Raw genomic sequence first — 25,048 nt, 5'->3', positions numbered from 1 at the left:
AGGCAGGTGAGGGGCAGCGCAACCGTCGGCGATGGATCCCTCAGCCGCCCGCCTTCACTTTCTCGAACATCTTCGCCACATCGTCGTTCTGCTTCATCGGGCCGGTGAAGATGGTGGTCTTCAGCATCACCTCCGGGTCCGCCGGCAATTGCAGCTTGTCCAGTTCGTCCTTCGCCACGCCGGCGAAGGCGGTGCTCAGCGAGCTCCCATAGCCGTAGGCCTGGATCAGGTACTTACCCGAGTCGGCGTCGAGCCGGCTGTTGATGAAGTCATAGGCGAGGTCGACGTTTTTGGCGTCCTTGAGCATGACGAAGCCGCAGGCCCAGGTCAGCATGCCCTCCTTCGGCTTCATGAACTCGACCGGCACGCCCTGCTTCTTCAGCGAGGTTGCCGACGCGTTCCAGGTCATGGCGGCGACCAGTTGGCCGCTGGCCAGCGCCTGTTCGACCGAGGTCATGTCGGTGGTGTAGTTGGAGAGCAGCGGACGCTGCTCGCGCAATTTTTCCGCCACCTTGTCCATCTGCTCCGGCGTCATATCGAAGGGGTTTACGCCGGCCAGAAGTGCTGCAACGATCGGCGTGTCATGCACGGCATCGATGGTCGCCATGCGGCCGGCATATTGCTTGTCCCACAGAAGGTTCCAGCTCGCTTCCGGGTTCTTCACCAGATCGGTGCGGTAGAGGATCGAGGTGTTGCCCCAATCCCACGGCACCATCCAGACCTTGCCGTCGCCGGCCTGGATGTCGGGCAGGTTCTTGAACACCGGGAAGATCGAATCCCAGTTCTTGATGCGCTTGGTATCGATCGGCTGCAGCAGGCCTTCCTTGTTCCAGCGCGCCACCTTGTCGTAGCAGGGATGGGCGATATCGGGGCGGAAGCCGGCCTTGACCTTGGTGAAGGCATCGTCGTCGTCGCCGAAGATCGAGGCCTCGACGCCATCGGGATGGGCCGTCAGGAAGCTTTTGTTGAAGTCTGGCAGTTCATAGCCGGACCAAGTGAAATATTGCAGCTTGTCGGCGGCGAAGGCGACAGTCGACGACAGGACGATTGCAAGCGCGGCAAGCCCGGTGCGGGCTGTCTTTGCAGTGATCGATTTCGGGCCAGTGATCGATTTCAGCCCAGTAATTGATTTCGGGTCGAATGCCATTTCGGTTCTCCTCTTTTGTTATGGTTCAGGCTGGACTGGTGGGCGCCGTCCGACGGGCTGTGCTCAGCCCGCGATGGCGCAGGATTTCGGCGATGCCGGCGATGATGACGGACACAGCAAGGATAGCTGTCCCCAGCGCCATCACGGTCGGCAGCGAGCGAGGAAAACGCAGTTGGCTCCAGATGTAGAGCGGCAGCGTCGGCTCGGTGCCGGCGAGGAAGAAGACGACGATGAACTCGTCGAAGGAAATCAGAAAGGCCAGCATGAAGGCCGAGACGATGGCCGGCAGCGAGAGCGGCAACATCACCCGCCGGAAGGTCGTCCAGTCGGAAGCGCCGAGATCGAGTGCGGCCTCGCGAACGGTTTTCGGAATTGCGGCAAACCGGCTGCGCATGATCACCACGGTGGTCGGCAGCGCCACCAGTATGTGGCCGAGAACGATGGCGATGCGCGACGGGCCGAGGCCGATGAGATTGACGAGGATCAGCAACGATATGCCGACGATGACGCCGGGGATCAGGATCGGCAGCCTGGAGATGGCGCTGATGGTGGCGGCGAGCGGCGAACGACCGTAGAGGTCCATATAGGAGACGGTGATGCCGCAGAGCGTGGCGCCGGCGGCGGCCACGACGCCAATGACGAGACTGTTCAAAAGCGCGCCGGACAGCGCCGGATTGCCATAGAGCGTGGCATACCATTCGAGCGTGAAGCCCTGCAGCGGAAACGCGGCCTGGATGGAGTTGTTGAAGGAAAACAGCGGGATCAACAGCACCGGCAGATAGAGGAAGACGAGATAGGCAAGCACATAGACGCCGAGCCAGCCGCGGCCATCATCTCTCCGCGCCGCGCTCATGTGCGGCTGCCGAATTTGCGGTCGGCGCCGCGTGCGACCAGCACCACGCAGAGGATGACCAGCATCACGCAGACTGAAAGTGCCGCCCCGAACGGCCAGTCATTGGCCTTGCCGAACTGCGACTGGATCAATGTGCCGATCATGGTGCTGGCGGGACCGCCGACCATGGCCGGGGTGACATAGTCGCCGACCGTCGGCACAAAGACGACGAGGGCGGCCGCCAGAACGCCCGGCATCGAATTGGGCAAGACGACGCGGCGAAACGCCGTGAACGGTCTGGCGCCGAGATCGGAGGCGGCTTCGAGCAGTGATTTCGGGATGGTGTCCAGCGCCACATAGATCGGCAGGATGGCGAAGGGCGCATAGGCATGCGCCAGCGTGACGACCACCGCCGCCGGCGTGTTGAGGAAGGCCAGCGTCGGCTCCGACCAGATGCCGCTTTCGATCAGCGCCGAGTTCAAGACGCCGTTGTAGGCGAGCACGATCTTCCAGGCGAAGACGCGCAGGAGATAGCTGGTCCAGAACGGCAGGGTCACCAGAAACAAAAGCAGGCTGCGGCGGCGGCCGGCATAGAAGGCGAGATAGTAGGCGACGGGATAGGCGGTGACGACGGTCGCCAGCGTCACCAGGCCGGCGATCACCAGCGAGCGCAGCGTCACCGTCCAGTAGAGCGGATCGGAGACCACGGTGATGAAGTTGCCTGCCGTAAAGCCGGCGCCGAGCAGCGAACCGTCATTGCCGCGCAAGGCGAGGAACAGCACGAGGCCGAGCGCAAACAGGATCAGGAAGAAGGTGACCAGCCCGCCCGGCAGCAACATGGCGAAGCGGAAGCCTCGGGACGACCCTGCCGGCGCTTCTGTTGCAACGATGCTCGACATCGGACTGCTCAACGGAAATATGAAATCGGCTTAGCTTTTTTCATATTTGTGAAACTGTCAAGCTGAATCCACGAGGCCTAGGCGACCGGCACCCAATCAGCGCTCGAAGGCGTCGAGCATCCGGTACCAGGCGATGGTCGCGGCGACGCCGACCTGGCGGAAGGCGTGGAACGGGATCGGCCGGACCGGCGACAGCGGGAACGGCAATTGATTGACATCGCCGCCCGCGAGGTAGCCCGCCATGCGTTTTCCCAGCGCGGTCATCAGGCCGACGCCCCTGCCCTGGCAACCAACCACGGCGAGCAGGCCCTTTTCCGGCTCATGGATGTGCGGCAGGTGATCCGGTGTCATCGCCACGCGGCCGAACCAGCGCTTCTCGATGACGACATCGGAGAGCGCCGGATAAAGCCGCACCAGCGCGTGCTGCAGATGCGCCCAGTCGGCCTCGCTCCTCGGCCGCGCCATGCGGCCGCGGCCGCCAAGCACCAGATGGCCGTCGGCTGTTTTGCGGTAGTAGACGAGAATGCGCCTGGAGTCGGACACCGCCTGCCCTTCCGGCAGGATCGTTGCCGCAAGGTTGGATGACAGCGGCGCGGTGGCGACCTGGAAGGAATGCAGCGGCACGATCGTTTCGGCGAGGCCCGGAAGCAGTCCATCGGTATAGGCGTTCGTCGCCAGGACAACCGCTTTCGCCCGCACCTCGGCGCCGTTTTCGGTTGAAACACGCCAAAGGCCGGCCTCCTTGCGGAGTTTCACCACCTTCTGCCGCTCGGCAATGCTGGCGCCGGCGGCGGCAGCGATGCGCGCCAGTTCCACTGTATAGGCGAGCGGATCGATGATGCCGGCGCGGCGGTCGAGCCAGCCGCCGAGATAGCCTTGCGCGCCGGTCATATCGGCGATCTCGCTTTCATTCAGAAGCCGGACATCGGCGCCACGCGCCCGCCATTGAAGATCCCTGTTCGCCGCCGCTTTCAATGCGGTTTCGGTATGCGCGGCCTGGATCCAGCCCTTGCGCGTGAACTGCACCGCCAGCTTTTCGTCGCGGATGAGATCGAACACCGTATCCGCCGCCGAGGCGGCGAAATCGACCAGCGCCCGGCCACGCTCGGGGCCGAAATGCTCGAGCAGCCATTCGGGATCATATTTCAGGCCGGGAATGACCTGGCCGCCATTGAGGCCCGAGGCGCCCTGGCCGATCCCGCCGGCCTCCAGCACCTGTACACCGAGACCGAGCCGGGCTGCGTGCAAGGCGGTCGACAGGCCCATGAAGCCGCCGCCGACGATGGCAACGTCGACCGGCGCAGTGACGAGCAACTGGAAGGCGGATGCGGTCTGCGGCTTCTGCCAGATCGGAACGGAAAACGGTGTGGGCAAGGCTTCACCTGGAGTATGCGGAAAATGAAAATTCTAGTGCTAGTTTCATTTTTTTGAAAGAGCGGGCCTCATGTCAGAACCGACAATTGCCTGCGCCACGGGATAGACCTTTGGCGTGAATCCGGTGAAAGTGCCGCGGCCCAGCTGCCATCTCGATCATCAAAGGACCGTAAGCCATGACGAACCCAACGCAGCTTCCCGCCGACGGGCTCTTCATCGGCCGAGCCAGGGCAAGCGATGCCTCGCATCCTCTGGTGGTCACCGTGCGCGACGGGATCGTTTTCGACGTCACCTCGACCACCGCACCCACAGTGCGCGACATCTGCGAGATGGCCGATCCGGCCGGACACGTGCGCTCTGCCAAGGGCGAACCGATCGGCTCGCTCGACGCGATCGCCGCCAACAGTTTTCAGGCCACCCGCGATCCGGCAAAACCCTATCTGCTCTCGCCTGTCGACCTGCAGGCGGTGAAGGCGTCGGGCGTGACCTTCGTGGTCAGCCTGCTCGAACGCGTCATCGAGGAGCAGGCGCGCGGCTCGGCGGAAAAGGCCGACGCCATCCGCGCCGACATTGCCGGGCTGATCGGCCACGATCTGTCGAAGCTGAAGCCCGGCTCACCCGAAGCGATTGAGATCAAGGCCAAGCTCATCCAGCGCGGCGCCTGGTCGCAATATCTGGAAGTCGGCATCGGCCCCGACGCCGAGATCTTCACCAAATGCCAGCCGATGGCGTCCGTCGGCTTCGGCGCCGATGTCGGGCTGCATCCTGTCTCCACCTGGAACAACCCCGAGCCGGAGATCGCCATGATCGCCGCCAGCACCGGCAAGATCGTCGGCGCGACCATCGGCAACGACGTCAATCTGCGCGACGTCGAGGGACGCTCGGCGCTGCTGCTCGGCAAGGCCAAGGACAACAATGCCTCGGCCTCGCTTGGGCCTTTCATCCGGTTGTTCGACGCAAGCTTTTCCATCGACGATGTCAAGCGCGCCACTGTGCGGCTGAAGGTCGAGGGCGAGGACGGGTTTTCGCTGGAGGGCGCGAGCTCGATGGCCGAGATCAGCCGTTCGCCCGAAGAGCTGGTCGCGGCCGCCATGGGGCCGCACCACCAGTATCCCGACGGCTTGGCGCTTTATCTCGGCACCATGTTCGTGCCGTCGAAGGATCGCGGCGAGAAGGGCAAGGGATTCACCCACAAGATCGGCGACATCGTCACCATCTCGTCGGAGAAATTCGGCGCGCTGGTGAACCGCGTGCTTCTGTCGCCCGATTGCCCGCACTGGACCTACGGCGCCAGCCATCTCATGCGGGACCTCGCCAAGGCCGACCTGATCTGATTTCGGAGCAGCGGGACGAACGGATAGCCGATAAACGTTCGTATCCGGTCCCTGTAAGCCGTTTGTTAGCGGAATCCGGGTGACTGTATCGGAAATTCGCTCCAGGATCGGGGCGCGGTCTGTGGGGGCCGAATCGCATGCTCGGTTTGCCGATGATATCGGTGCGCAATCTCGCCATGCGTTATGGCGGCGTTGTCGCGCTCAGGGATATGAACCTGTCTGTCGGACAGGGGACCATCCATGCTGTCGTCGGTGAAAGCGGCGCCGGAAAGTCGACGCTGGTGAAGGTGCTTGCCGGCGTGCTCCGGCCCAACAGCGGCACCATCCGCGTCGGCGACCAGATCGTCACCGTCGACAGCCCGATCGCTGCACGCAAGCACAGCTTCGGCGTCGTCCACCAGGGGCTCGGCCTGTTTGCCGACCGCTCGGTGCTGGCCAATCTGTTCGTCAATCGCGAGCCGTTGCGCAATGGCTTCGTCTCCAGGCGCGAAATGGAGGCACGCAGCCGCACCTTGCTTCGGCAACTCAAGCTCGACGTCGATGTCCACGCTCCTGTGGGACAACTCGGCATGGGCGAACGGCATTATGTCGAACTCGGCCGCGCAATTCTGGAAGGCCCGAGGCTGCTGATCCTCGATGAACCGAATTCTGCGCTCGACCGGCGCCAGACCGAGCACCTGTTCACCGTACTAAGTGACCTCAAGGCCAAGGGCACGAGCGTGCTCTATGTCTCGCACCGGCTGGAGGACGTGTTTGCGATCGCAGACCAGGTCACCGTGATGCGCAACGGCCGTGACGTGCTGACAAGTGAGCGCTCGGCGTTGAGCGAAGCCGATGTGATCGACGCCATGATCGGCCAGCAGCGCGGCAGCCTGTTCCCGCCTGCACTGCCGGCCAATGCCAGCACGATAAGGCCGCGGATCACGGTGGAGGGTCTGAGCGGCGGCCGGATTTCCGGCGTCAGCTTCACCGCCCGCTCCGGCGAGATCCTCGGCTTGGCCGGGCTTGAGGGGTCGGGCGTTGAAGACCTGTTCGAGATGCTGTTTGGCCTGCGCGAGGCGCAAAGCGGCAGGGTGCGGCTCCCCGACGGCTACGGCTTGCCTGGAAATCCGACCGAAGCGGCGCGGCGCGGCATCGGCCTGGTGCCGGCCAACCGCCTGTGCAACGGCCTGATGCCCGACCGGTCGCTGGCCTTCAACATAGGCAACATCGCTACCGGCGCCCGCAACTGGGGGTCTCGCCGCTACTCGCCCAAGGCCGCGATCGCCGCCGCCGCAAGGCAGATCGATGCGCTGCGCATCAAGGGCCTGCCGGACGCGCCGGTGAATTCGCTGCTGGCCGGCGATCAGCAGAAGATCGTAATCGCCAAATGGCTGGAGACGGCGCCGCAAGTGCTGCTCCTCGACAATCCGGCTGGCGGTATCGAGGCGGCTGCCAAGCGCAAGATCTATGCGCTGATCCGGCAGATGGCAGCCAATGGCTGTATCGTTTTGCTGCGTTCGGTCGAGCCGTCCGAACTGACCAACCTCAGCAACCGCGTCCTTGTCTTCCACCGCGGCCGGGTCGCCGGCGAGCTGTCCGGCGCCGAGATGAAGCGAAGGACAGTGCTGCAACTGACCACCACCGGCGAGATGCCGGAGGCGGAGCGGCCGAAAAAGAAACTCGTGGGAGCCATGGCATGACACGATTGGATCCCATGCTACAGCTTGCCGGTTCGGCTGCCCACCCGAAGCGCAGCCTTCGCCTGCCCGTCGAACTCAGGCCGCTCATCGGGCTCGTTGTCCTGGTGGCGATTACAGGCTTTGCCCGGCCGGATTTCCTCGATGAGGCCAATGTGCTGTCGTTGCTGGAAACCGCTGCGTATCCCGGCATGCTGGCGATCGGCATGGTGTTCGTGCTCGCACTCCGCGAGATCGACCTTTCCGTCGGCTGGATATTCCATCTCGCGGCCCTTCTCACCGCATTCCTTCTGGCCGCCGGCATCGACCCGTGGCTTGCCGCCCTTGCCGGCGTGCTGCTCGGCGCCGGGCTCGGCCTCGTCAACGGCCTGCTGGTGGTGGCGCTGCGACTGCCGGCCATCGTCGTTACGCTGGGCACCTTTGCAATGTTCCGGGGCCTGGCGGCGGTGGCCGTCAAGATGCAAGCGACAGCTCCGGCCAGCCCAGGCGGCGACTTCTTTGAGATCGTTCACGGCAAGCTGTTCGGCCTTGTGCCGACGGCTGTCTTTGTCTTCGTCGCAATGGCGGTGGTGATGCACCTCGTGCTTCACCGCAGCCGCTTCGGCTACCGGATCCAGGCCGTCGGCAGCAATCCGCAGGCGGCGCTCTATGCCGGCATCCCGACAGGTGCTGTGCGGCTGCAGACGCTGGTGCTGATGGGCATCGTCTCGGGGCTGGCGGGCGCGCTGTGGCTTGGCTCTCCCGTTACCGACGTCGACCAAGGCCGCGGTTTCGTGCTGATGGCGATTGCCGCGGCGATCATCGGCGGCACCTCGCTTTCCGGCGGGCGCGGCACCGTCTTCGGTGCGGTGATCGGCATGCTGATCGTCCAGGTCATCTTGAGCGGCGTGACCCTGTTCGGCATCGACGCCGCATGGAGCCCCTTCGTGATCGGCGCGGTGATGGTGCTGGCGCTCGCGCTCGACCGGCTGGACAAGGTGCTGCGCATCCGCCAGGCCGAGCGCTTCCAGGAAAATCCGCGCGCCTGAGTTTAAGCCCCGCCTGCTTGCCGGGAAATATCTCTATCTCTTGGTTGACGCAATTCCGGACGGAAAACCGTTTCACACTTTTCCTGGAATTGCCCTCTAACTGATGCGATCTGATGGGATCGATGATGGCGCGTTGCATCGCGCCACCATCCATTGGGCGGATAGAGGCTTGCCATCGGCCGCAAAAGAAGATGCTCTGCGCATCCGGGTCGGCGCTGGCAGGAGGAGAGGATCAAGGGCACGGCCCGGATCATCGTCGGACGTGGAGGTCGTTTTTCAACATGGGAGGAAAGCAAATGCTGACGAGGCTACGATTACTCGTGCTTGGCTTGATTGTGGCGCTGGCCGTTCCGGCGGCGGCACAGGCCAAGACGTTCTACTGGATTTCGCATGGCGGCCCGGCCGACCCGGTCTGGACCTACTTCCTGGCCGGCGCCAAGCAATGGGCGAAGGACACCGGCAACACCGTCAACACCTCGTTCCACAATGGCGACGTTGCCTCGCAGCAGGAGGCCGTGCGCGCCGCGATCTCGGCCAAGGCCGACGGCATCGTCACCACCAGCCCCGATCCGGGCAGCCTGATCGAAATCGCCAAGGAAGCCAACACGGCCAAGATCCCGATCATCAACTTCAACACGCCCGATCCCAAGGCAAGCTTCGACGCCTATGTCGGCGGCGACAACGTCACCTTCGGCAAGCACTGGGCGCAATATCTGGTCGACAAGGGCCTGGTGAAGAAGGGCGACTTCGTCTGGATGCCGGTCGAAATCCCCGGCGCCACCTACGGCGTCCAGGAAGAGGAAGGCATCAAGAGCGTCTTCGAACCGCTGGGGATCACCTATGAGATCACCGAAGCGACCCTCGACCAGGCCGAAGCCATCAACCGCATGGTCGACTATCTCACCGCCAACAAGGCCAAGGTCAAGGCAATCATCGGCCTCGGCGATCTGGTCACCGGCTCGATCAAGCGGGTGTTCGACCAGGCCGGCATCAAGCCGGGCGAAATCCCGGTCGTCGGCTGGGGCAACTCGCTCGACACCACCCAGGAAGTGCTGACCGGCTACGTCAATGCCGGCCAGTGGCAGGACCCGCAGGCGACCAGCTACGTCGCGCTGTCGCTGGCCAACATGGCGGCGTCAGGCATTCCTCCGGGCTTCAACGTCATCACCGGCGCGCTCTATGAAAAGGACACCGCGCAGGTCTACGACGACATCCTGTCCGGCAAATAACCCAGACCTTCAACAGTCGCGGCCGCAGTCTCGGTCGCGACTGTCTTTTCGCCGAGCCCTTCGCGTTGCGCGCTGGGCTCAGCCTTCCCCTTCCTGTCGCAGGTTATCAGTGGAAAACCGTTCGCTCATCCAACGCCTGATCGCGAGGCCGGAATTCGGGCCCTTCGTTCTGCTCATCGTCGAAATCGCGGTGTTCTGGAGCATCAACCACGATTTCCTGTCGCCGCAGAACATCTCCAACACGCTGGCCTTCACCGTCGAGCTCGGGCTGATCGCGCTGGCGATGACGCTGTTGATGACGTCGGGTGAATTCGATCTGTCGGTCGGCTCGCTGTTCGGCTTTTCGCCGGTGCTGATGTGGACGCTGTTCAACAGCGGCCTGACCTCGCTGGAGGTCGGCTTCCTCGCCGCGCTGCTGATCGCGGCCTTCATCGGCCTGGTCAATGGCTGGTTCGTCACGCAGCTGAAAATCCCATCCTTCCTGGTGACGCTCGGCATGCTGCTGGTGGTGCGCGGCACCGCGCTGTTCGTCACCGACGGCTTTCCGCAGCGGACGTGGAGCGCCGAGGGCAGCTGGCTGGCCGAAGCGCTGGTCGGTGATTTCTTCATCGGCCCGTTCCGCATCTACATGTCGCTCTTCTGGTTCATCGCGGCGGCCATCGCGCTGGGCTACGTGCTGACGCAAAGCCGGACCGGCAACTGGATCCAGGCAGCCGGCGGCAATCCAGGCGCCGCAAGGGCGCGCGGCGTCAACGTCAGCGGCGTCAAGATCGGCCTGTTCGTGCTGTCGTCGGTGATGGCTTCGCTTGCCGGCGTCATCTCGTCGCTGCGCACGTCGGCCGCCAACCCCAACAGCGGCACCGGCTACGAGCTCGAAGTCATCGCCATGGTGGTGATCGGCGGCACGGCGCTGACCGGTGGGCGCGGCACCATCATCGGCACCGTGCTCGGCATCCTCATCCTGCGCGTCATGCGCAACGGCATCGTGCTGATCGGCGTGCCCGGGCTGGCCTACAACATCTTCATCGGCGCCATCATCCTCGGCATGATGGCGCTGCACTCATGGCTGGAACGCCGGCATCAGGCAGGGACCTAGAACCATGGCTGAACCGCTCATCCGCATGTCCAACATCAAAAAGTCCTACGGGCGCGTGCAGGCGCTCGAAGACGCCAATTTTCATGTCAACGAAAGGGAGATCGTCGGCCTGCTCGGCGACAATGGCGCCGGCAAATCGACGCTGATCAAGGTGTTGTCGGGGGCGGTGCCGCTGACCAGCGGCGACATTTTCATCCGTGGCAAGAAGGTCAATCTGCGCAGCACCAGCGACGCCATCGCGCACGGCATCGAGACGATCTACCAGGATTCGGCACTGGTGACGCAGCTGTCGATCGCACGCAACCTGTTCCTCGGCCGCGAGCCGATCAAACCGCCGCGTTTTTTGAACCGCATGGACCAGGAGGCGATGAACAATGTCGCCCGCGACCTGTTGAAACAGGTCGGCATCTCCAAGAACATCCCGCCGACGACGCCGATCGGCTCCCTGTCCGGCGGCGAGCGGCAGGCCGTCGCCATCGCGCGCGCCATGCACTTCGACAGCGACCTGATCATCCTCGACGAGCCGACCAACAATCTCGGCGTCGCCGAGACGCAAGGCGTGCTGAGCTTCGTGCGCAACGCGCGCGATTCCGGGCATTCCTGCATCTTCATCGCCCACAACATCCACCATGTCTTCCAGGTGGTTGACCGCATCGTCGTCATGCGCCGGGGCAAGGTGGTGGCCGACGACATCGACCCGAAGAAGACCAGCGTGGCCGAGGTCGAACGCATCATCACCGGGATGTCGGACAAGGAGATCCGCGACGCCATCATCGAAGGCGGGCCATCGCACGGCTGAACCGTCTTCGCGCCGTCTGGCACGGAAACGCATCCGCTCTAACTCGTTGTAGAGCATGACCTTTTGACGAAACGGTTCCCGTTTGTCCGAGAAAACCGGTTCCCACTTTTCGGGATCATGCTCTATGACTACAGCCATGAAAGCCACCGTTGCCGACATAGCCAGGAGCTGCGGCCTGTCGACCGCGACCGTCGACCGGGTTCTGAACAACCGGGCCGGCGCGAGCGCCGCCAACCGCCAACGGGTGATGGAGGCGGCCAAGCAGCTCGGCTATTTGCCGGTGGTCGATCAGGTGACGCTGCCGTCGCGCCCGGCGCATCTTGAATTCTTCCTGCCGATCGGCGCCAACGGTTTCATGATCGACCTCGCCGGGCACATCGAGGACTATGCGGGGCGCCTGCCGCTGGTCGCCTCGTGCCGGATCCACAATCTCGGCGGCATCTCGCCGGCAGCGCTGCAGGCGGCGGTTGAAAATCTGTCGCTGAAGGCCAATGGCGTCGGCGTCATTGCCGTCGATCATCCGCGAACGCGCAACATATTGCGCGATGTGGTCGAGGCAGGCATCCGCCTTGTCACGCTGGTCTCCGACGTTCCAGCCGCCCCGCGTTCGGCCTATGTCGGCATCGACAACCGGGTTGCCGGACGCACGGCGGCGCTGTTGATGGGGCGCTTCCTCAATGGCCGCCAGGGTCATCTGGCGATGGTCGTCGGCTCGCGTTCCTATCGCGGGCACGAGGAGCGCGAGATGGGCTTTCGGTCGGTGCTGACAGAGGAATTCCCCAATCTCACGGTCTCGAGTGCGGTCGAGATCAATGACGAACCGGAGGGCAGCTACACCGCAACGATGCAGGCGCTGCACAACGAGCCGGAACTGCTCGGCATCTATTGCGTCGGCGCCGGGCGCTCAGGTGTGGCGAGAGCGCTGCTCGAGGCCAAGCCAAAGAAGAAGCCGGTCTTCATCTGCCACGACCTGACCAAGGAAACGCGCGGCTATCTCGTCGACGACCTCGCCGATGTCGTCATCGACCAGAATGCGCGGCTGATCGCGGAGCAATCTGTGATCCGCCTGCTTGGCTCGATCGCATCCGCCGCGCCATACCTGACGAAGAAGTTCATCGAGCCACGGCTGATCTTCAAGGAAAACGTGCCGGTGCAGTGAAGTCGCGCCGTGGCGGTTTGTCCGATTTGTACGACAAGTCGGGGTAGATGCCGCAAATCTGCACAGCAGCCATGCAACTTTCATTGTTGCCGAATCATTGGGCAACTCGTACTCATCTGGGTGTCGGCCATCTACTCCTCCCAGATGCGATGCCGACGCTGAGCGCGGTGCACCTCCTCCCGCATCTCGTTCGAAATCGGCCCGCTGCCACCTCCTCCCGGCAGCGGGCTTTTTTCATTCTCAAATGAATCTAAATTAGAGTTGACGGGCAAGTTCGGAGAATAGCCAAAAGCCCCGCCGGATGATGGGGACTCCTCAACTCCGAAAGCTGGAATTCAGCGCGCCCTGAAAGAGCTGATCAGGCCTTCAGCCATGCGCACGAACTGCGTGCTGGGGCCTTGGCAGCCCATGGTCTGCACGCTGACGCGCGCCCCTTCGAACAGCAGCGACAGCGTATCGGCCAGAAGCTCGGCCTGACCGATGCCCGCATCCCGGCACAGCGCAACGAGGCGATCGCGCTGAGCGCTCTTGAGCTCCTTGATCACGCTCCTGGCGGGATGGTCCGGCTCGGTCAATTCGGCGGCGGCATTGGCCATGTCGCAGCCGCGACCGTCAGCCGCCAGGCAAGCAGCGGCCATGCGAATCCAGGCATGCAACTGGGCGAGCTTGTCGCCGGGATGCTCAGCCTCGAATTGGTCCCACATCGCGGCGCCTTTAGCCGCCGACGCGCGCAGGCACTGGACGATCAGTTCGTCCTTGGACTCAAAATGACGGTAGAGCGTCATCTTGTTGGTGCCGGCGGCTTCCGTGATGGCGTCGACACCGACGCCCTTGATGCCATGCTTGTGAAACATGTCCTGCGCCGTCTCCAGGATTCGATCCCGGGGGCGCACACGATCGGTAATGCCGTCTGCCATCGCAGTCTCCTTGTCTCCCTAAAAATTCGGTTCACCTCTTGACTAGGGTGTTACCGGTCTGTAACTATCCGAATGTTACTTACTGGTAACACCTATGTGGCCTTCCGTCAATAACAAGGCCGTGAACTGGTCCTGCCAGATCACAAAGGGTGAAAATTGCAGGTCATGCGGCTCCGGCCGGTGAAGAGATGAAAACCGGTTCGCGATCATCCGATGCGGGCCGCTGGAATGGAGACGCTCCAATGTCGCAGCGCAAGGATTTGACCATCGATGAAGCCATCCGGGATCCGATGATCCGGCTGGTGATGAAAGCGGACCGCGTCAACCCGCGCGCCTTCGAAGCGATGCTGAGGACCGTTGCCGATGAGCAGGGCCTCAGCGGCGCGGCGCCGTCTTCGTATTTTTTGCAGGACCCGGGTTCGGTGCGCGGCAGGCGGCTGTCCCGGTCTGCCCATTCTTTTAAAGAGGCCGGTTCTTCTAAAGAGGTTTGCGTGTCGTGGTAAATTATTTCATCCATCGTCCGATCTTCGCCTCGGCCATCGCCATCATCATGGTGCTCGCCGGGACGATTTGTTATTTCCTTTTGCCGGTTTCGCAGTTTCCCGACATCACGCCGCCGCAGGTCGTGGTCAGCGCGCATTATCCGGGCGCCAGCGCGCAAGTGGTCGCCGATACGGTGACGACGCCGCTGGAACAGCAGATCAACGGCGTCGAAGGCATGACTTACATGTCGTCGTCGAGCTCCAATGACGGCTCCTCGACCATCACCATCACCTTCGATGTCGGCTATTCCTTGAGCACCGCGGCCGTCGACGTCCAGAACCGCGTTTCGCAAGCCGCCTCGTCGCTGCCGGCGATCGTCAACCAGGGTGGCGTGACGATCAAGAAGCAGAACCCGAATTTCGTCCTCATCGTCAACCTGACCTCGCCCGACAGTTCGGTCGATCCGGTGGCGCTGAGCAACCTCGCCTATCTGCAGGTCGTCGATCCGCTGAAGCGACTGCCCGGCGTCGGCGATGTGCAGATTTTCGGCGAGCGTCGCTATTCGATGCGCGTCTGGCTCGACCCGGACAAGCTCGCCAATCTTGGCATCACCGCTGTCGACGTCCAGAATGCCATCTCGGAACAGAACGTCCAGGTGGCGGCCGGCAAGATCGGCCAGTCGCCGGCGCCCGCCGGCACCGCCTTCGAGATGCAGGTCAACGCCGTCGGCCGCCTGAGCGACCCCAAGGAGTTCGGCGACATCGTCGTGCGCGCCAACACCGGCACCGGCTCGCTGGTGCGACTGCGCGACGTCGCCCGCATCGAGCTCGGCGCGCTGCAATATTCGTCGTCGGCCTTCTTCGGCAAGGACCCGACGGTGGTGCTCGCCGTTTACCAGATGCCCGGTTCCAACGCGCTCGATCTGCAGCAGCACGTCAAGGACAAGATGCAGGAACTGTCGGCCCGTTTCCCCAAGGGCGTCAGCTACGCCATGCACTACGACACGACGCGCTTCGTGTCGGCATCGATGCACGACGTGCTGATCACGCTTGGCGAAGCGCTGGTGCTGGTCGTGGCCGTGGTGTTCATCTTCCTGCAGAGTTGGCGCACGACGATCATCCCGACCATCGCCATTCCGGTGTCGCTGGTGGCGACGATGGTGGTCATGGAAATGATGGGCTTCTCGCTCAACATGCTCTCCCTGCTCGGCATGGTGCTGGCCATCGGCCTCGTCGTCGACGACGCCATCGTGGTGGTCGAAAATGTCGAGCGACAATTGGAGGCGGGCCTCAAACCGCTGGCGGCGACCAAGGCCGCGATGGCCGAGGTCACCGGACCGATCATCGCCACCACCGCAGTGCTGATGGCCGTCTTCGTGCCCGTCGCCTTCATTCCCGGCGTCTCCGGCAAGCTCTACAATCAGTTCGCGCTGACGGTGGCGATTTCGGTCGGCATATCCGCCTTCAACTCGCTGACGCTCAGCCCGGCGCTGAGTGCCGCCTTCCTGCGCCATCGCGGCGAGACGCAGTTCGCCCCATTCCGCTGGTTCAACACGGGCTTCGACAGACTGTCGCATGCCTATGCGCACGGCGTGCGTATCCTCATCCGGCTGCGCTGGATCATGCTCGGTCTGTTCGCGGCCGGCCTGGTGGCCACCTACTTCGTCTGGCAGAAGCTGCCCTCGACCTTCCTTCCGGTCGAGGACCAGGGTTACTTCTTCGTCGTCATCCAGCTGCCTGACGGCGCCTCGCTGGAGCGCACCGACGCGGTGGCCCAGAAGGCGCGCGACATCCTCCAAGCTACGCCCGGAGTCGAGATTGTCGGTTCGATCAGCGGCCTGAACTTCCTGACCAGTGCGGCGCAGTCGAACTCGGCTGTCGAGTTCGCCATCCTGAAGCCGTGGGAAGAGCGCGGCCCCGACCAGAGCGCGTCGAAGCTCGTCGCCGACGTGCGCGGCAAGCTGATGCAGATTCCGGAAGCCTTCGCGCTGTCCTTCGATCCGCCTTCGATCCCGGGTATCGGCACCACGGGCGGCTTCGAATTCGTCGTCGAGGATCTCACCGGGCGCGGCAGTTCAGCCCTCAACGACGCGACGCAAGCCGTGATCGCCGAGGCGCGCAAGCAGCCGGAAATCAACCCGCAGCAGCTGTTCTCGCCGTTCTCGACCTCGACGCCGCAGTTCAACTACGACCTCGACCGCAGCAAGGCCAAACTGCTCGGCCTCAACCTGCCCGACGTCTTCAACACGCTGCAGATCTATCTCGGCTCGCTCTACGTCAACGACTTCAACCTGTTCGGCCGCACCTTCCGGGTGACCATCCAGGCCGACAAGGATGCACGTGCCGACGCAGGCGACCTTTCGCGGCTCTATGTGCGCAACGCCTCCGGCGGCATGGTGCCGCTGAGCACACTGGGCAAACTGGTGCCGTTCGTCGGCCCGGAAACCGTGCCGCACTACAACAACAACGCCTCGGCCACGATCAATGGCGGCGCAGCCCCCGGCTTCTCGTCGGGCCAGGCGGTTGCCGCGATGGAACGGGCCGCCGCCACCGCTTTGCCCAGGGATTTCGGTTTCGAATGGACCGGCATCACCTTCCAGGAGCTCAAGGCAGGATCGATCGCGTCGGTCGTCTTCGGCCTCGCCATCGTCTTCGTCTTCCTGATCCTGGCGATGCAGTATGAGAGCTGGGCGATGCCGTTCATGGTGCTGCTGGCGGTGCCACTGGCCCTGTTCGGCGCCTTCGCAGCCCTGTTCCTGCGCGGCATGCAGATCGACGTCTACTCGCAGATCGGCTTCGTCATGCTGATCGGCCTCGCCGCCAAGAACGCGATCCTGATCGTCGAGTTTGCAAGGCGGCGGCGCGAGGAGGGACTGAGCATTGTCGACGCGGCGATGGAAGCTGCGCGGCTGAGGCTGCGGCCGATCCTGATGACGGCCTTCGCCTTCATCCTCGGCGTGCTGCCGCTGATGTTTGCGACGGGTGCGGGTGCGGCAAGCCGGCAGTCGATCGGCACCACCGTGTTTGGCGGCATGGTCGCGGCGACCATCCTGTCGCTGGTGTTCGTGCCAGTCTTCTACGCGGTCATCGAACAGCTGCGCGAAGGCCGCGTGCGCAGCGAACCGAACGCTGCTCATGACCAGGACAATAATGAACCGACTGCCGAACCAGCGCCGATGCGCCTGGCCGAAGCAGCCGAATAGAATTGGAGACCAAAATGCGTAAATGGAAAATAGCTTTGGGAACGGCCGTCGCCCTGGGAGCGATCTCGGTGGCAAGCGTCCACTTCCTCGACATGGGCAATCTCAGCCTCAATGCCGGCACGGCGGCAGCGACGGCAGCACCTGCGGCATTCGTCATGCCGGTGCCGGTGACGAGCGTGGTCAAGAAGACGATCCCGATCTACCTTGACTACGCCGCCCGCATCGAGGCGATCCGCAGCGTCACCTTGCAGGCCCGCGTGCCCGGCTATCTGCAGGAGCAGACGGCTAAGGACGGCGCGGATGTGCGCCAGGGTGATCTGCTCTACAAGATCTCGCCTGACGACTTCAAGGCGGCTCTCGACCAGGCCAAGGCCGAAGTGCAGCGCGACCAGGCGAGCCTCGACTATGCGCGCTCCAATCTCGGCCGCGGCTCCGAACTCGCCAAGAGCGGCTATCTGGCCAAGGATGGGTTCGACCAGCGTACGAGCACCTTGCGCCAGGCCGAAGCGTCGCTTGCCGTCAACCAGGCGGCGGTGCGCACGGCCGAGCTCAATTTGAGCTACGCCGAAATCCACGCTCCGTTTGCCGGCCGCGTCGGCCGCAACCAGGCTTCGGTCGGCACGCTGGTCAGCGTCGCCGGCACGGTGCTGAACACGCTGGTGCAGCTCGACCCGATCTACGTCACCTTCAATCCGAGCGAGACGGACCTGGCCGAAATCGAACAGGCCCGCGCCGCCGGCCCGATCGAGGTCGAGGTGCTGCTGCCCGGCGAGACCGAAGCCAGCCAGAAGGGCGAACTCACCTTCATCGACAACACGGTCGACCACTCGACCGGCACGATTACGGCGCGCGCCACCATTGGCAATGCGAAGTTCTCGCTGCTGCCGGGCCAGTATGTCCGCGTGCGGCTGCACATCAAGCAGCTGCCCGACGCGCTGATGGTGCCGCAGGTGGCGCTGGGTTCGAGCCAGCTCGGCAAATATGTCTATGTCGTCGGCAAGGGCAACACGGTCGACCAGCGCATCGTCTCGCTTGGCGCGACCAGCGGCGACCTTGTGGCGGTCCTCAGCGGCGTTGCCGAAGGCGACCAGGTGATCACGGGCAATCTGCAGAAGATCGGACCAGGAATGCCGATCTCGCCGTTGCCCCAGGAGAAACCGGCCAGCTGATAACCCCCATCAGCCCCGGTCCTGCGGCGCCTTCGGCTTCCACGCCGAGGGCGCCGTTTTTTTATGGAGCGCCGCACGCCGTTTTTGGAGTAACCGCAAGGCACAAGAATCCGGAATAGACATATTGTAGGATTGTCGACAATCTGCTTGTCTGTTTCCGGCTCTCACTGGAGTGACGGAATGGCCAAGCTGGACTTCAATCCGATCGCGGATACGACACGCCGAGCCGAGATCGTTGCGCTGTTGCGGCGGGCGATCCTGACCGGCCAGCTGGAACCCGGCCAAAAGCTGAGCGAGCTGAGGATCGCTGAGCAGATGCGGGTCAGCCGCGCGCCTTTGCGCGAAGCTATGCGCGAGCTGGTGCAGGAAGGCATCCTGACCAGCATTCCCTATGCCGGCACCTTCGTCATCGATGTCACCGCCAAAGATATCGACGACGCCTACTCGCTGAACAAGGTGCTCGATGAATTCGCCATCGAGCGGACATGGAAGCTGCGCGACCAGCGCTTCTTCGATGAACTCGACCGCCGCCACGAAGCGGTGAAGCAGGCAACGCGCGCGCGCGACACCACCCGCCAGATCGAGACCGCACTGCAATTGCACGGGCTGATCTATGAATGGGCCGACAATTCGGTGCTGCTGGAAACCTGGCAGCGGCTGACCAGCCGGCTGCAGATGTACTTTGCCCTGCACCAGCGGGCCCGCAACGAGCCGGTGCCGGCCGAAGATCTCCACGAAACCTATGTGCGGCTCTTGAAGGGCGCCGACATGCGCGCTGCCCAGCGCCATGCGCGCGAGCATATCGACCTCGATTTCGAAGAGCTGCTTGCCTATGCGCGTGGCCTCGATCAGCGGAACATCGAAGGGCTGACCCTCCTCAACACCTAGAGACAACGGACAGACAAGTGCAGATCAAAACCATTAAGGCCTATCGCGTCGTGCAGCCCTTCGTGGACGGGCCCTACCGCATGTCAAAGGGGCGGGTTGCAGACTGCTTCGATGCGGTGATCGTCGCCATCACCTCCGACAGCGGCGTGACCGGCTGGGGCGAGATGGCGCCGCTCGGCAATTTCTATTCGGCCGCCTTTCCGGCGGGAACGCGCGCGGGCGTGGTCGAGATCGCGCCGCACCTGATCGGCCAGGACCCGCGTGGCCTCGCCGGCATCGGCCGATTGATGGGTACGGTGTTCAAGGGCCATCCTTACATCAAGTCGGCGCTCGACATGGCCTGCTGGGATCTGGCGGCCCGGGCCGCCGACGTGCCGCTCGTGACCATGCTTGGCGGCCGCGAGAGCGACACAGCGGAGACCTACCGCGTCGTCACCCACGGCACGCTCGACCAGATGGCGGCACTGGCCAAAAAGATCATCGCGGAAGGCTGCCGCCGGCTGCAGGTCAAGGTCGGCGGCAATGTGCATGAAGACATCGAGCGGGTGAGCGCAGTCGCTTCGGCCGTGCCGAAAGGCACGGTGATTTTCTGCGACGCCAATGCCGGCTGGACACCCTACCAGGCGCGGCAGTTCGCCGATGCAACGCGCGGCATCGACTACACGTTCGAGCAGCCCTGCACGACGATCGAGGAGAACATGTCGGTGCGCCGCATGCTCGACAAGCCGATGGTGCTGGACGAGAGCGTCATCTCGCTCGAGGCGATGCTGGAAATCCATCGCCTGGGCGCCGCCGACGGGCTGACGCTGAAGATCTCGCGGCTTGGCGGCGTAACCAGGACAAGGCAAATCCGCGACGTCGCCGTCGATCTCGGTTTCATGATCACCGTCGAGGATACGGGCGGCGCCGAGATCGACACGGCGGCGATGGCGCATCTGTCGCTGTCGACGCCGGAAGAACGCCGGCTGCACGCCATCGCCTTCCATGAGTGGGTGACGGTGCGCACGGCCTCCAACGCCCCACCGGTCACCGGCAGCCACATGGGCATTCCCGACGGGCCCGGCCTCGGCATCGATGTCGTGCCCGACCTGCTCGGCAAGCCTTTCCTAGAGATCGGCTGAGATCAAGCGCAGCATGAAGCTGTCACCCCACGAATCCTCCGTGGGAGATTTGGTCCTGCAGCCATTCTCCGATTTGCGGGTTGAAATATTTTTCAAATGGAAATAGGAATGTTCAAAATGATGATTTGACGCTGCGGCGCGTCGTGACTGGAGGAAGCGATATGGCCCATCCGCAATTTGCAGCGGAACTTCTGCAGCGCGCTGAAGCCCAAGGGCCTATCACCATCGGTCTCGCCGGCGCCGGGCAGATGGGCACCGACATCGTCGTCCAGGTGGCGCTGATGCCGGGCATGCGGATCGGTGCCATTTCCGAGGTGCGCCCGCAAGCGGCGATCGATGCCGCACTGCTCGCCGGCCATGACCGCTCCGACATCGTCCAGGCTGCGAACGCCTCTGCCATCGACCGCGCCATCGAGGCCGGCAAGATCGCTGTCACCGAAGATCTGCATGCGCTGGCCGCGGCCGGCCGCATTGATGTCATCATCGACGCGACAGGCAATCCCAACATCGGCACGCTGTTTGCGCTCGAAGTGATGAAGAACGGCAAGCACATCGTCATGCTCAATGTCGAGGCGGACATTACGATCGGCCGCTTCCTCAAGGAGGAAGCGCGCAAGGCCGGCGTGGTCTACACCGGTGCGGCCGGCGACGAACCCGCCTGCACGCTGGAGATCATCGGCTTCGCCAAGAGCCTCGGCTTCAACATCATCGCCGCCGGCAAGGGCAAAAACAACCCGCTCAAGATCGACGCCATGCCCGCCGACTACGAGAAGGAAGCGGCCGAGCGCAATATGAATGCGCGCATGCTGGTCGAGTTCGTCGACGGTTCCAAGACGGCGATCGAGATGGTGGCTATCGCCAACGCCACCGGGCTGGTGCCCGACGTGCCGGGCATGCACGGCCCGACGGCGACGCTGGAGGAACTGGCCAGCGTGCTTTGCCCGCGCGAGGATGGCGGCGTGCTGCACCGCAAGGGCGTGGTCGACTATTCCATCGGCAAGGGCGTGGCGCCCGGCGTGTTCTGCATCATCGAAACGAGGCATCCGCGCGTGCTGGAGCGCATGGTCGACCTCAAGGTCGGCAAGGGCCCCTATTTCACGATCTACCGTCCCTACCACCTGACAAGCCTTGAAGTGCCACTGTCGGCGGCGCGCGCCGTTGTCTACAAACGTGCCGACATGGAGCCGCTCGACCATCCGGTCGCCGAAGCGGTGGCGGTAGCCAAAAGCGATCTCGGCGCCGGGCAGTCGCTGGGCATGATCGGCGAGAACGACTATCGCGGCTTCGCCATGACCTGGGAGGACGCCCGCGCCAAGGGCGCGCTGCCGCTCGGGATTGCCGAACGCGCCAAGGTGGTCAAGCCGGTCAAGACCGGCGACTTCCTCACCTATGAAAATTGTGTACCCGACGATTCGATGGTGATAACGCAGATCCGCCGTCGTCTCGACCAGTCGGACGGACAGTTTGTGACCAACGCCGCCTGAACCTTCGGGATCTCCCTGTGATGGACGATGTCGTTATCGGGATCGATGCCTCGACGACGGCGGTGAAGGCAATCGCCTTCACCCGCGACGGCGCGGAGCTGTTCCAGGCGCGCGAGGCCTATCCGCTGGCCAATCCGAAGCCCGGCCATTTCGAGCAGGATGCCGAACATTGGTGGGCAGCCCTTATCAGTGCGCTGAAGCAGGTTGCCGACAAGGTCGGCGCCGCGCGCGTGGCGGCAATTGCCATAGCCCATCAGCGCGAGACCTTCACCCTGATCGATCAGGCCGGCACGCCGCTCATCCCGGCGATCCTGTGGCTTGACGAGCGCGCCCGGCCTCAAGTCGCCAAGCTGTCGGCCGAGCTTGGCCGCGAGACGATCCGCGACTGGAGCGGCAAGCCGCCGGATCCGACGCCGGCGCTCTATGCCATCGCCTGGCTGGCCGAACACCAGCCGCAGGTGCTGGCCAACGCCGCCGCCCTGGTCGATGTTCATGGCTTCTTCGTTCACCGGCTGACCGCACGGCTGGTTACCAGCACGGCAAGTGCCGACCCGCTCGGCTTGCTCGATGTCGCGACAGGCGAATGGCACCCTGAGCTTGTCGCGGCTGCAGGGCTGCAGCCACGGCAGTTGCCGGCGCTGATCGGCCCAGGCGAAATCTGCGGCGGCCTTGCCGAAAGCATTGCCCAGCTGACTGGGCTCAAAGCGGGCACGCCAATTGTCGCCGGCGCCGGCGATGGCCAGGCCATGGGTCTCGGCATGGGCGTCTATGGTGCCGGCAGGAGCTATCTCTCGCTCGGCTCCGGCGTCGTCAGCGGCTGCTATTCCGGCACGGTCACCACATCGGACGCGTTTCGCACGCTGGTCTCGCCGACCGGCTCCGGCTTCATGCTGGAAACCGTGCTGCGCTCGGGCATGCAACTGGTCGACTGGATCGTGCGCACCACCGGCGCGTCTTCCGCGGCAGAACTGGAGAAGGGTGCGGTCGATGTTACGGCCGGCGGCGACGGTCTTTTGGTCATGCCCTATTGGGCCGGCGTCATGAGCCCCTATTGGGATGGCGCGGCGCGCGGCGCCGTTGTTGGCCTGTCGCTCGACCATGAGCCCAGGCATCTCTTCCGCGCCACGCTGGAAGGCATCGCTTTGGAGCAGGCCATCGCCAGCGAGGCGATGGAGGCCGAAAGCGGCGGCAAGCCGGGAGAGATGATTGCCGCCGGCGGCGGCACCAATTCGGCGCTGCTGATGAAGATCATGGCCAGCGTGCTGGAGCGGCCGCTGTTCGTGTCGCCGGTCAACGAGGCGGCGGCCCTTGGCGCGGCCATGCTGGCGGCTTCGGCGATCGGCTGGTTCGCCTCGGCGGAAGACGCCGCCAAGGCAATGGCGGCGGCGCCGGCCAGGCGTGTCGATCCGGATATGACGCTGGTGCCGGCTTACCGGGCGCGCAAGGCGATCTACCGCGACCTCTATCACGCGACACGGGACATCCACGCGCGGCTCGGTGCGATCTGAGTTCAAGCGCAGTTTGCCTGCGTGAGGCTCCCATGCCCAACCTGCCCAGCTTGCCGATTTTGCGTCCTGCCCGGCCAATGCTAGACTCATCGGGCTCATGAAAGCAGTATTTCACCTTGCCGCCCTGCCCTGGATTGTCGCGCTTGCGGCAGCTCCAATGACGGCGCGTGCGCAGGACGAGCCGCCCTTCGAGGTCACGCTCGACATGGACAATGACGGCAGGATGGATCGGGCCGCGATCGCGGCGGATCCCGACAGCGGGCTGGCGGATCTCTCGATCTATCTGGCTGCCGGCGAAGGAAAGCTCGATCCTTCGCGCAAGCCTGACTTTGTTAAAAAGGCGCTGACGCAGGACCGTATTCTCGGGCTCGAAAGCAAGGGCAAGGGATCGCTTGTCGTCACCTCGTGCTTCGGCTGCGGCGCCAACAAATCATGGGATGCGACGCTGGCCATCGTCTGGTGCGGCGGTAAATTCCTTGTCGCCGGCTACAGTCGCGACTGGGACTGGAATGTGCAGAAAGCCGACGGCTCGGTCGAGACGACGCTGGGCGGTTGCGACATCAATTTTCTCACCGGCAGAGGCGTTGCCTCAAAGGACCTGGACGACGGCAAACCGGTCGCGGAAAATTCGTGCCGATCGCACTGGCCGACTGGTCGGACGACAATCGTCCGGAGCCCTGCGAATTCTGACCGACGCCGGACAGCGCTCAACGGTTGAGCAGGCCTTTGGCCGCATCTTCATCGGTAATGAGCACCGAAATCCTGGTGTTGGCGAGCGCCGCGCGCATGACGGCGACCTTCTCCTGACCGCCTGACACCAGGATGATGCTCGGAATATCGGACAGATCCTGCAGCGGATAGGCGCAGACGCGGCGGTTGACCTCATGGTCGACAGGGTGGCCCTCGGCGTCGATGAAATGGCACAAGAGGTCGCCGACCGCGCCGGCCGCCTGCAATTCCTCGAGTTCGCTCGGTTTGATGAAGCCGTAATTGGCGATCGGGCTGTCCTTGGAAAACGAGCCGACGCTGAGCACGGCGATGTTGGCGCGGCGCGCGCGGAAGACCACATCCTGAACGCTGCGCTGGCTCATGAAGGCATCGCGCTGTTCCGGCTTGTCGGCATAGACCGGCACCGGCAGGAGGAAACATTCAGCGCCGATCTTTTCGGCGAACTCCCACGCGCTTTCGGTCGGGTTGAGCGGCTGCGCGTGGGTGAGGCCGCCGAGCATCGAGACGACCGTCGTCCTGGCGATCGGCCGCCTCGGCAATTCGTTGATGGCGAATTTCAGCGTGCGGCCCCAGCCCAGCGCAATGACGTCGCCGGCATTCACATTGTCGGCGAGATAGGCGGCAGCCGCGTGGCCGATCATCAGCGGCGCGTTGCTGCGATCAGCGGCCGACGGCACCACGACCGCCTGGCTTAGCCCGAAGCGCTGCTTCAGGCTCTCCTCGAGCTGCACACATTCGACGACACTGTCGCGAATGCGGAACTGGACAATGCCTTCCTCGCGGGCAGCCGACAGGATCCGGTGCACCTTGATGCGGCCGACGCCGAGGATCTCGGAAATGCGCTCTTGCGTCAGACCTTCGACATAGTAATGCCAGGCGGCGCGGGCCTTCAGCTCGGCATCGGGGAAGCGCGAGGCCTTCTCATTTTCGACGGTCGCCATCTTTTGCCCTCCCGCGGCAGATTTCGGAAA

At 63.8% G+C, this 25,048-nt stretch carries 21 protein-coding genes; 15 read left to right on the top strand and 6 right to left on the bottom strand.

Features of this window, described 5'->3' with window-relative positions; genetic code table 11:
* Nucleotides 1-40: 40 nt before the first annotated feature.
* From NLY37_RS01255 to NLY37_RS01240, 4 genes are all read right to left on the bottom strand, one after another.
* Nucleotides 41-1,147, bottom strand: coding sequence for an ABC transporter substrate-binding protein (locus NLY37_RS01255; RefSeq protein WP_023668506.1), 1,107 nt, complete (start codon nt 1,145-1,147; stop codon nt 41-43).
* 25 nt (nt 1,148-1,172) lie between these two features.
* A complete protein-coding gene (locus NLY37_RS01250) occupies nt 1,173-2,000 on the bottom strand; it encodes an ABC transporter permease (protein WP_460221946.1) in 828 nt (275 codons plus the stop codon).
* A complete protein-coding gene (locus tag NLY37_RS01245) occupies nt 1,997-2,878 on the bottom strand; it encodes an ABC transporter permease (protein WP_023740669.1) in 882 nt (293 codons plus the stop codon). Before NLY37_RS01245 ends, NLY37_RS01250 begins: the two co-directional genes overlap by 4 nt.
* Nucleotides 2,879-2,974: 96 nt before the next feature.
* A complete protein-coding gene (locus NLY37_RS01240) occupies nt 2,975-4,252 on the bottom strand; it encodes an NAD(P)/FAD-dependent oxidoreductase (protein ID WP_023740668.1) in 1,278 nt (425 codons plus the stop codon).
* A gap of 176 nt (nt 4,253-4,428) precedes the next feature.
* Here NLY37_RS01240 and NLY37_RS01235 point away from each other — a divergent pair, with 176 nt between their 5' ends.
* The 7 genes from NLY37_RS01235 to NLY37_RS01205 all read left to right on the top strand — a co-directional run bounded on the left by NLY37_RS01235 (nt 4,429) and on the right by NLY37_RS01205 (nt 12,576).
* Nucleotides 4,429-5,586, top strand: a complete 1,158-nt coding sequence (locus NLY37_RS01235; protein WP_023740667.1) for a fumarylacetoacetate hydrolase family protein — start codon at nt 4,429-4,431, stop codon at nt 5,584-5,586.
* Nucleotides 5,587-5,723: 137 nt separating this feature from the next.
* Entirely contained in the window at nt 5,724-7,268 is a 1,545-nt protein-coding gene (locus NLY37_RS01230; protein ID WP_050588382.1) for a sugar ABC transporter ATP-binding protein, read from the top strand.
* Nucleotides 7,265-8,293, top strand: a complete 1,029-nt coding sequence (locus NLY37_RS01225; RefSeq protein WP_198024918.1) for an ABC transporter permease — start codon at nt 7,265-7,267, stop codon at nt 8,291-8,293. The genes NLY37_RS01230 and NLY37_RS01225 overlap by 4 nt, the downstream gene beginning before the upstream one ends.
* 296 nt (nt 8,294-8,589) lie before the next feature.
* Nucleotides 8,590-9,522: a substrate-binding domain-containing protein gene (locus NLY37_RS01220; protein WP_023687083.1), complete on the top strand. Its 933-nt coding sequence runs from the start codon at nt 8,590-8,592 to the stop codon at nt 9,520-9,522.
* Nucleotides 9,523-9,631: 109 nt separating this feature from the next.
* A complete protein-coding gene (locus tag NLY37_RS01215; RefSeq protein ID WP_023668514.1) occupies nt 9,632-10,618 on the top strand; it encodes an ABC transporter permease in 987 nt (328 codons plus the stop codon).
* Between the two features lie 4 nt (nt 10,619-10,622).
* Complete coding sequence (locus tag NLY37_RS01210; protein ID WP_023668515.1) at nt 10,623-11,417, top strand: ATP-binding cassette domain-containing protein; 795 nt, start codon at nt 10,623-10,625, stop codon at nt 11,415-11,417.
* 136 nt (nt 11,418-11,553) lie between these two features.
* A complete protein-coding gene (locus NLY37_RS01205; RefSeq protein ID WP_023668516.1) occupies nt 11,554-12,576 on the top strand; it encodes a LacI family DNA-binding transcriptional regulator in 1,023 nt (340 codons plus the stop codon).
* A 335-nt stretch (nt 12,577-12,911) separates the two neighbouring features.
* Here NLY37_RS01205 and NLY37_RS01200 read toward each other — a convergent pair whose 3' ends face one another.
* On the bottom strand, nt 12,912-13,493 hold the full coding sequence (locus NLY37_RS01200; protein WP_023668517.1) for a TetR/AcrR family transcriptional regulator: 582 nt from the start codon (nt 13,491-13,493) through the stop codon (nt 12,912-12,914).
* 242 nt (nt 13,494-13,735) lie between these two features.
* Here NLY37_RS01200 and NLY37_RS01195 point away from each other — a divergent pair, with 242 nt between their 5' ends.
* The 8 genes from NLY37_RS01195 to NLY37_RS01160 all read left to right on the top strand — a co-directional run bounded on the left by NLY37_RS01195 (nt 13,736) and on the right by NLY37_RS01160 (nt 24,066).
* The gene (locus NLY37_RS01195) at nt 13,736-13,996 is read left to right on the top strand and encodes a hypothetical protein (protein ID WP_023704858.1); all 261 of its coding nucleotides are present in this window, start codon (nt 13,736-13,738) and stop codon (nt 13,994-13,996) included.
* The gene (locus NLY37_RS01190) at nt 13,990-17,178 is read left to right on the top strand and encodes an efflux RND transporter permease subunit (RefSeq protein ID WP_023740663.1); all 3,189 of its coding nucleotides are present in this window, start codon (nt 13,990-13,992) and stop codon (nt 17,176-17,178) included. Before NLY37_RS01195 ends, NLY37_RS01190 begins: the two co-directional genes overlap by 7 nt.
* Nucleotides 17,179-17,192: 14 nt before the next feature.
* Nucleotides 17,193-18,347, top strand: a complete 1,155-nt coding sequence (locus NLY37_RS01185; protein ID WP_023740662.1) for an efflux RND transporter periplasmic adaptor subunit — start codon at nt 17,193-17,195, stop codon at nt 18,345-18,347.
* Between the two features lie 180 nt (nt 18,348-18,527).
* A complete protein-coding gene (locus NLY37_RS01180) occupies nt 18,528-19,235 on the top strand; it encodes a GntR family transcriptional regulator (RefSeq protein WP_023740661.1) in 708 nt (235 codons plus the stop codon).
* Nucleotides 19,236-19,252: 17 nt separating this feature from the next.
* Nucleotides 19,253-20,356, top strand: coding sequence for a mandelate racemase/muconate lactonizing enzyme family protein (locus tag NLY37_RS01175; protein ID WP_023740660.1), 1,104 nt, complete (start codon nt 19,253-19,255; stop codon nt 20,354-20,356).
* Nucleotides 20,357-20,517: 161 nt separating this feature from the next.
* Nucleotides 20,518-21,840: an NAD(P)H-dependent oxidoreductase gene (locus NLY37_RS01170; RefSeq protein ID WP_023668524.1), complete on the top strand. Its 1,323-nt coding sequence runs from the start codon at nt 20,518-20,520 to the stop codon at nt 21,838-21,840.
* Between the two features lie 20 nt (nt 21,841-21,860).
* Nucleotides 21,861-23,348, top strand: a complete 1,488-nt coding sequence (locus tag NLY37_RS01165; RefSeq protein ID WP_023740659.1) for a xylulokinase — start codon at nt 21,861-21,863, stop codon at nt 23,346-23,348.
* 97 nt (nt 23,349-23,445) lie between these two features.
* On the top strand, nt 23,446-24,066 hold the full coding sequence (locus tag NLY37_RS01160) for a hypothetical protein (RefSeq protein WP_156933886.1): 621 nt from the start codon (nt 23,446-23,448) through the stop codon (nt 24,064-24,066).
* Here NLY37_RS01160 and NLY37_RS01155 read toward each other — a convergent pair.
* Nucleotides 24,056-25,018 (bottom strand): sugar-binding transcriptional regulator, encoded by a 963-nt coding sequence (locus tag NLY37_RS01155; protein WP_023668527.1) that lies wholly within the window; start codon nt 25,016-25,018, stop codon nt 24,056-24,058. The genes NLY37_RS01160 and NLY37_RS01155 overlap by 11 nt on opposite strands.
* Nucleotides 25,019-25,048 lie beyond the last annotated feature (30 nt).

The organism is Mesorhizobium sp. C395A, assembly GCF_030323205.1.
Classification (GTDB): domain Bacteria; phylum Pseudomonadota; class Alphaproteobacteria; order Rhizobiales; family Rhizobiaceae; genus Mesorhizobium.
Note: the sequence above shows the minus strand (reverse complement) of the source record. Positions and strands in the feature narration are given on the sequence as shown.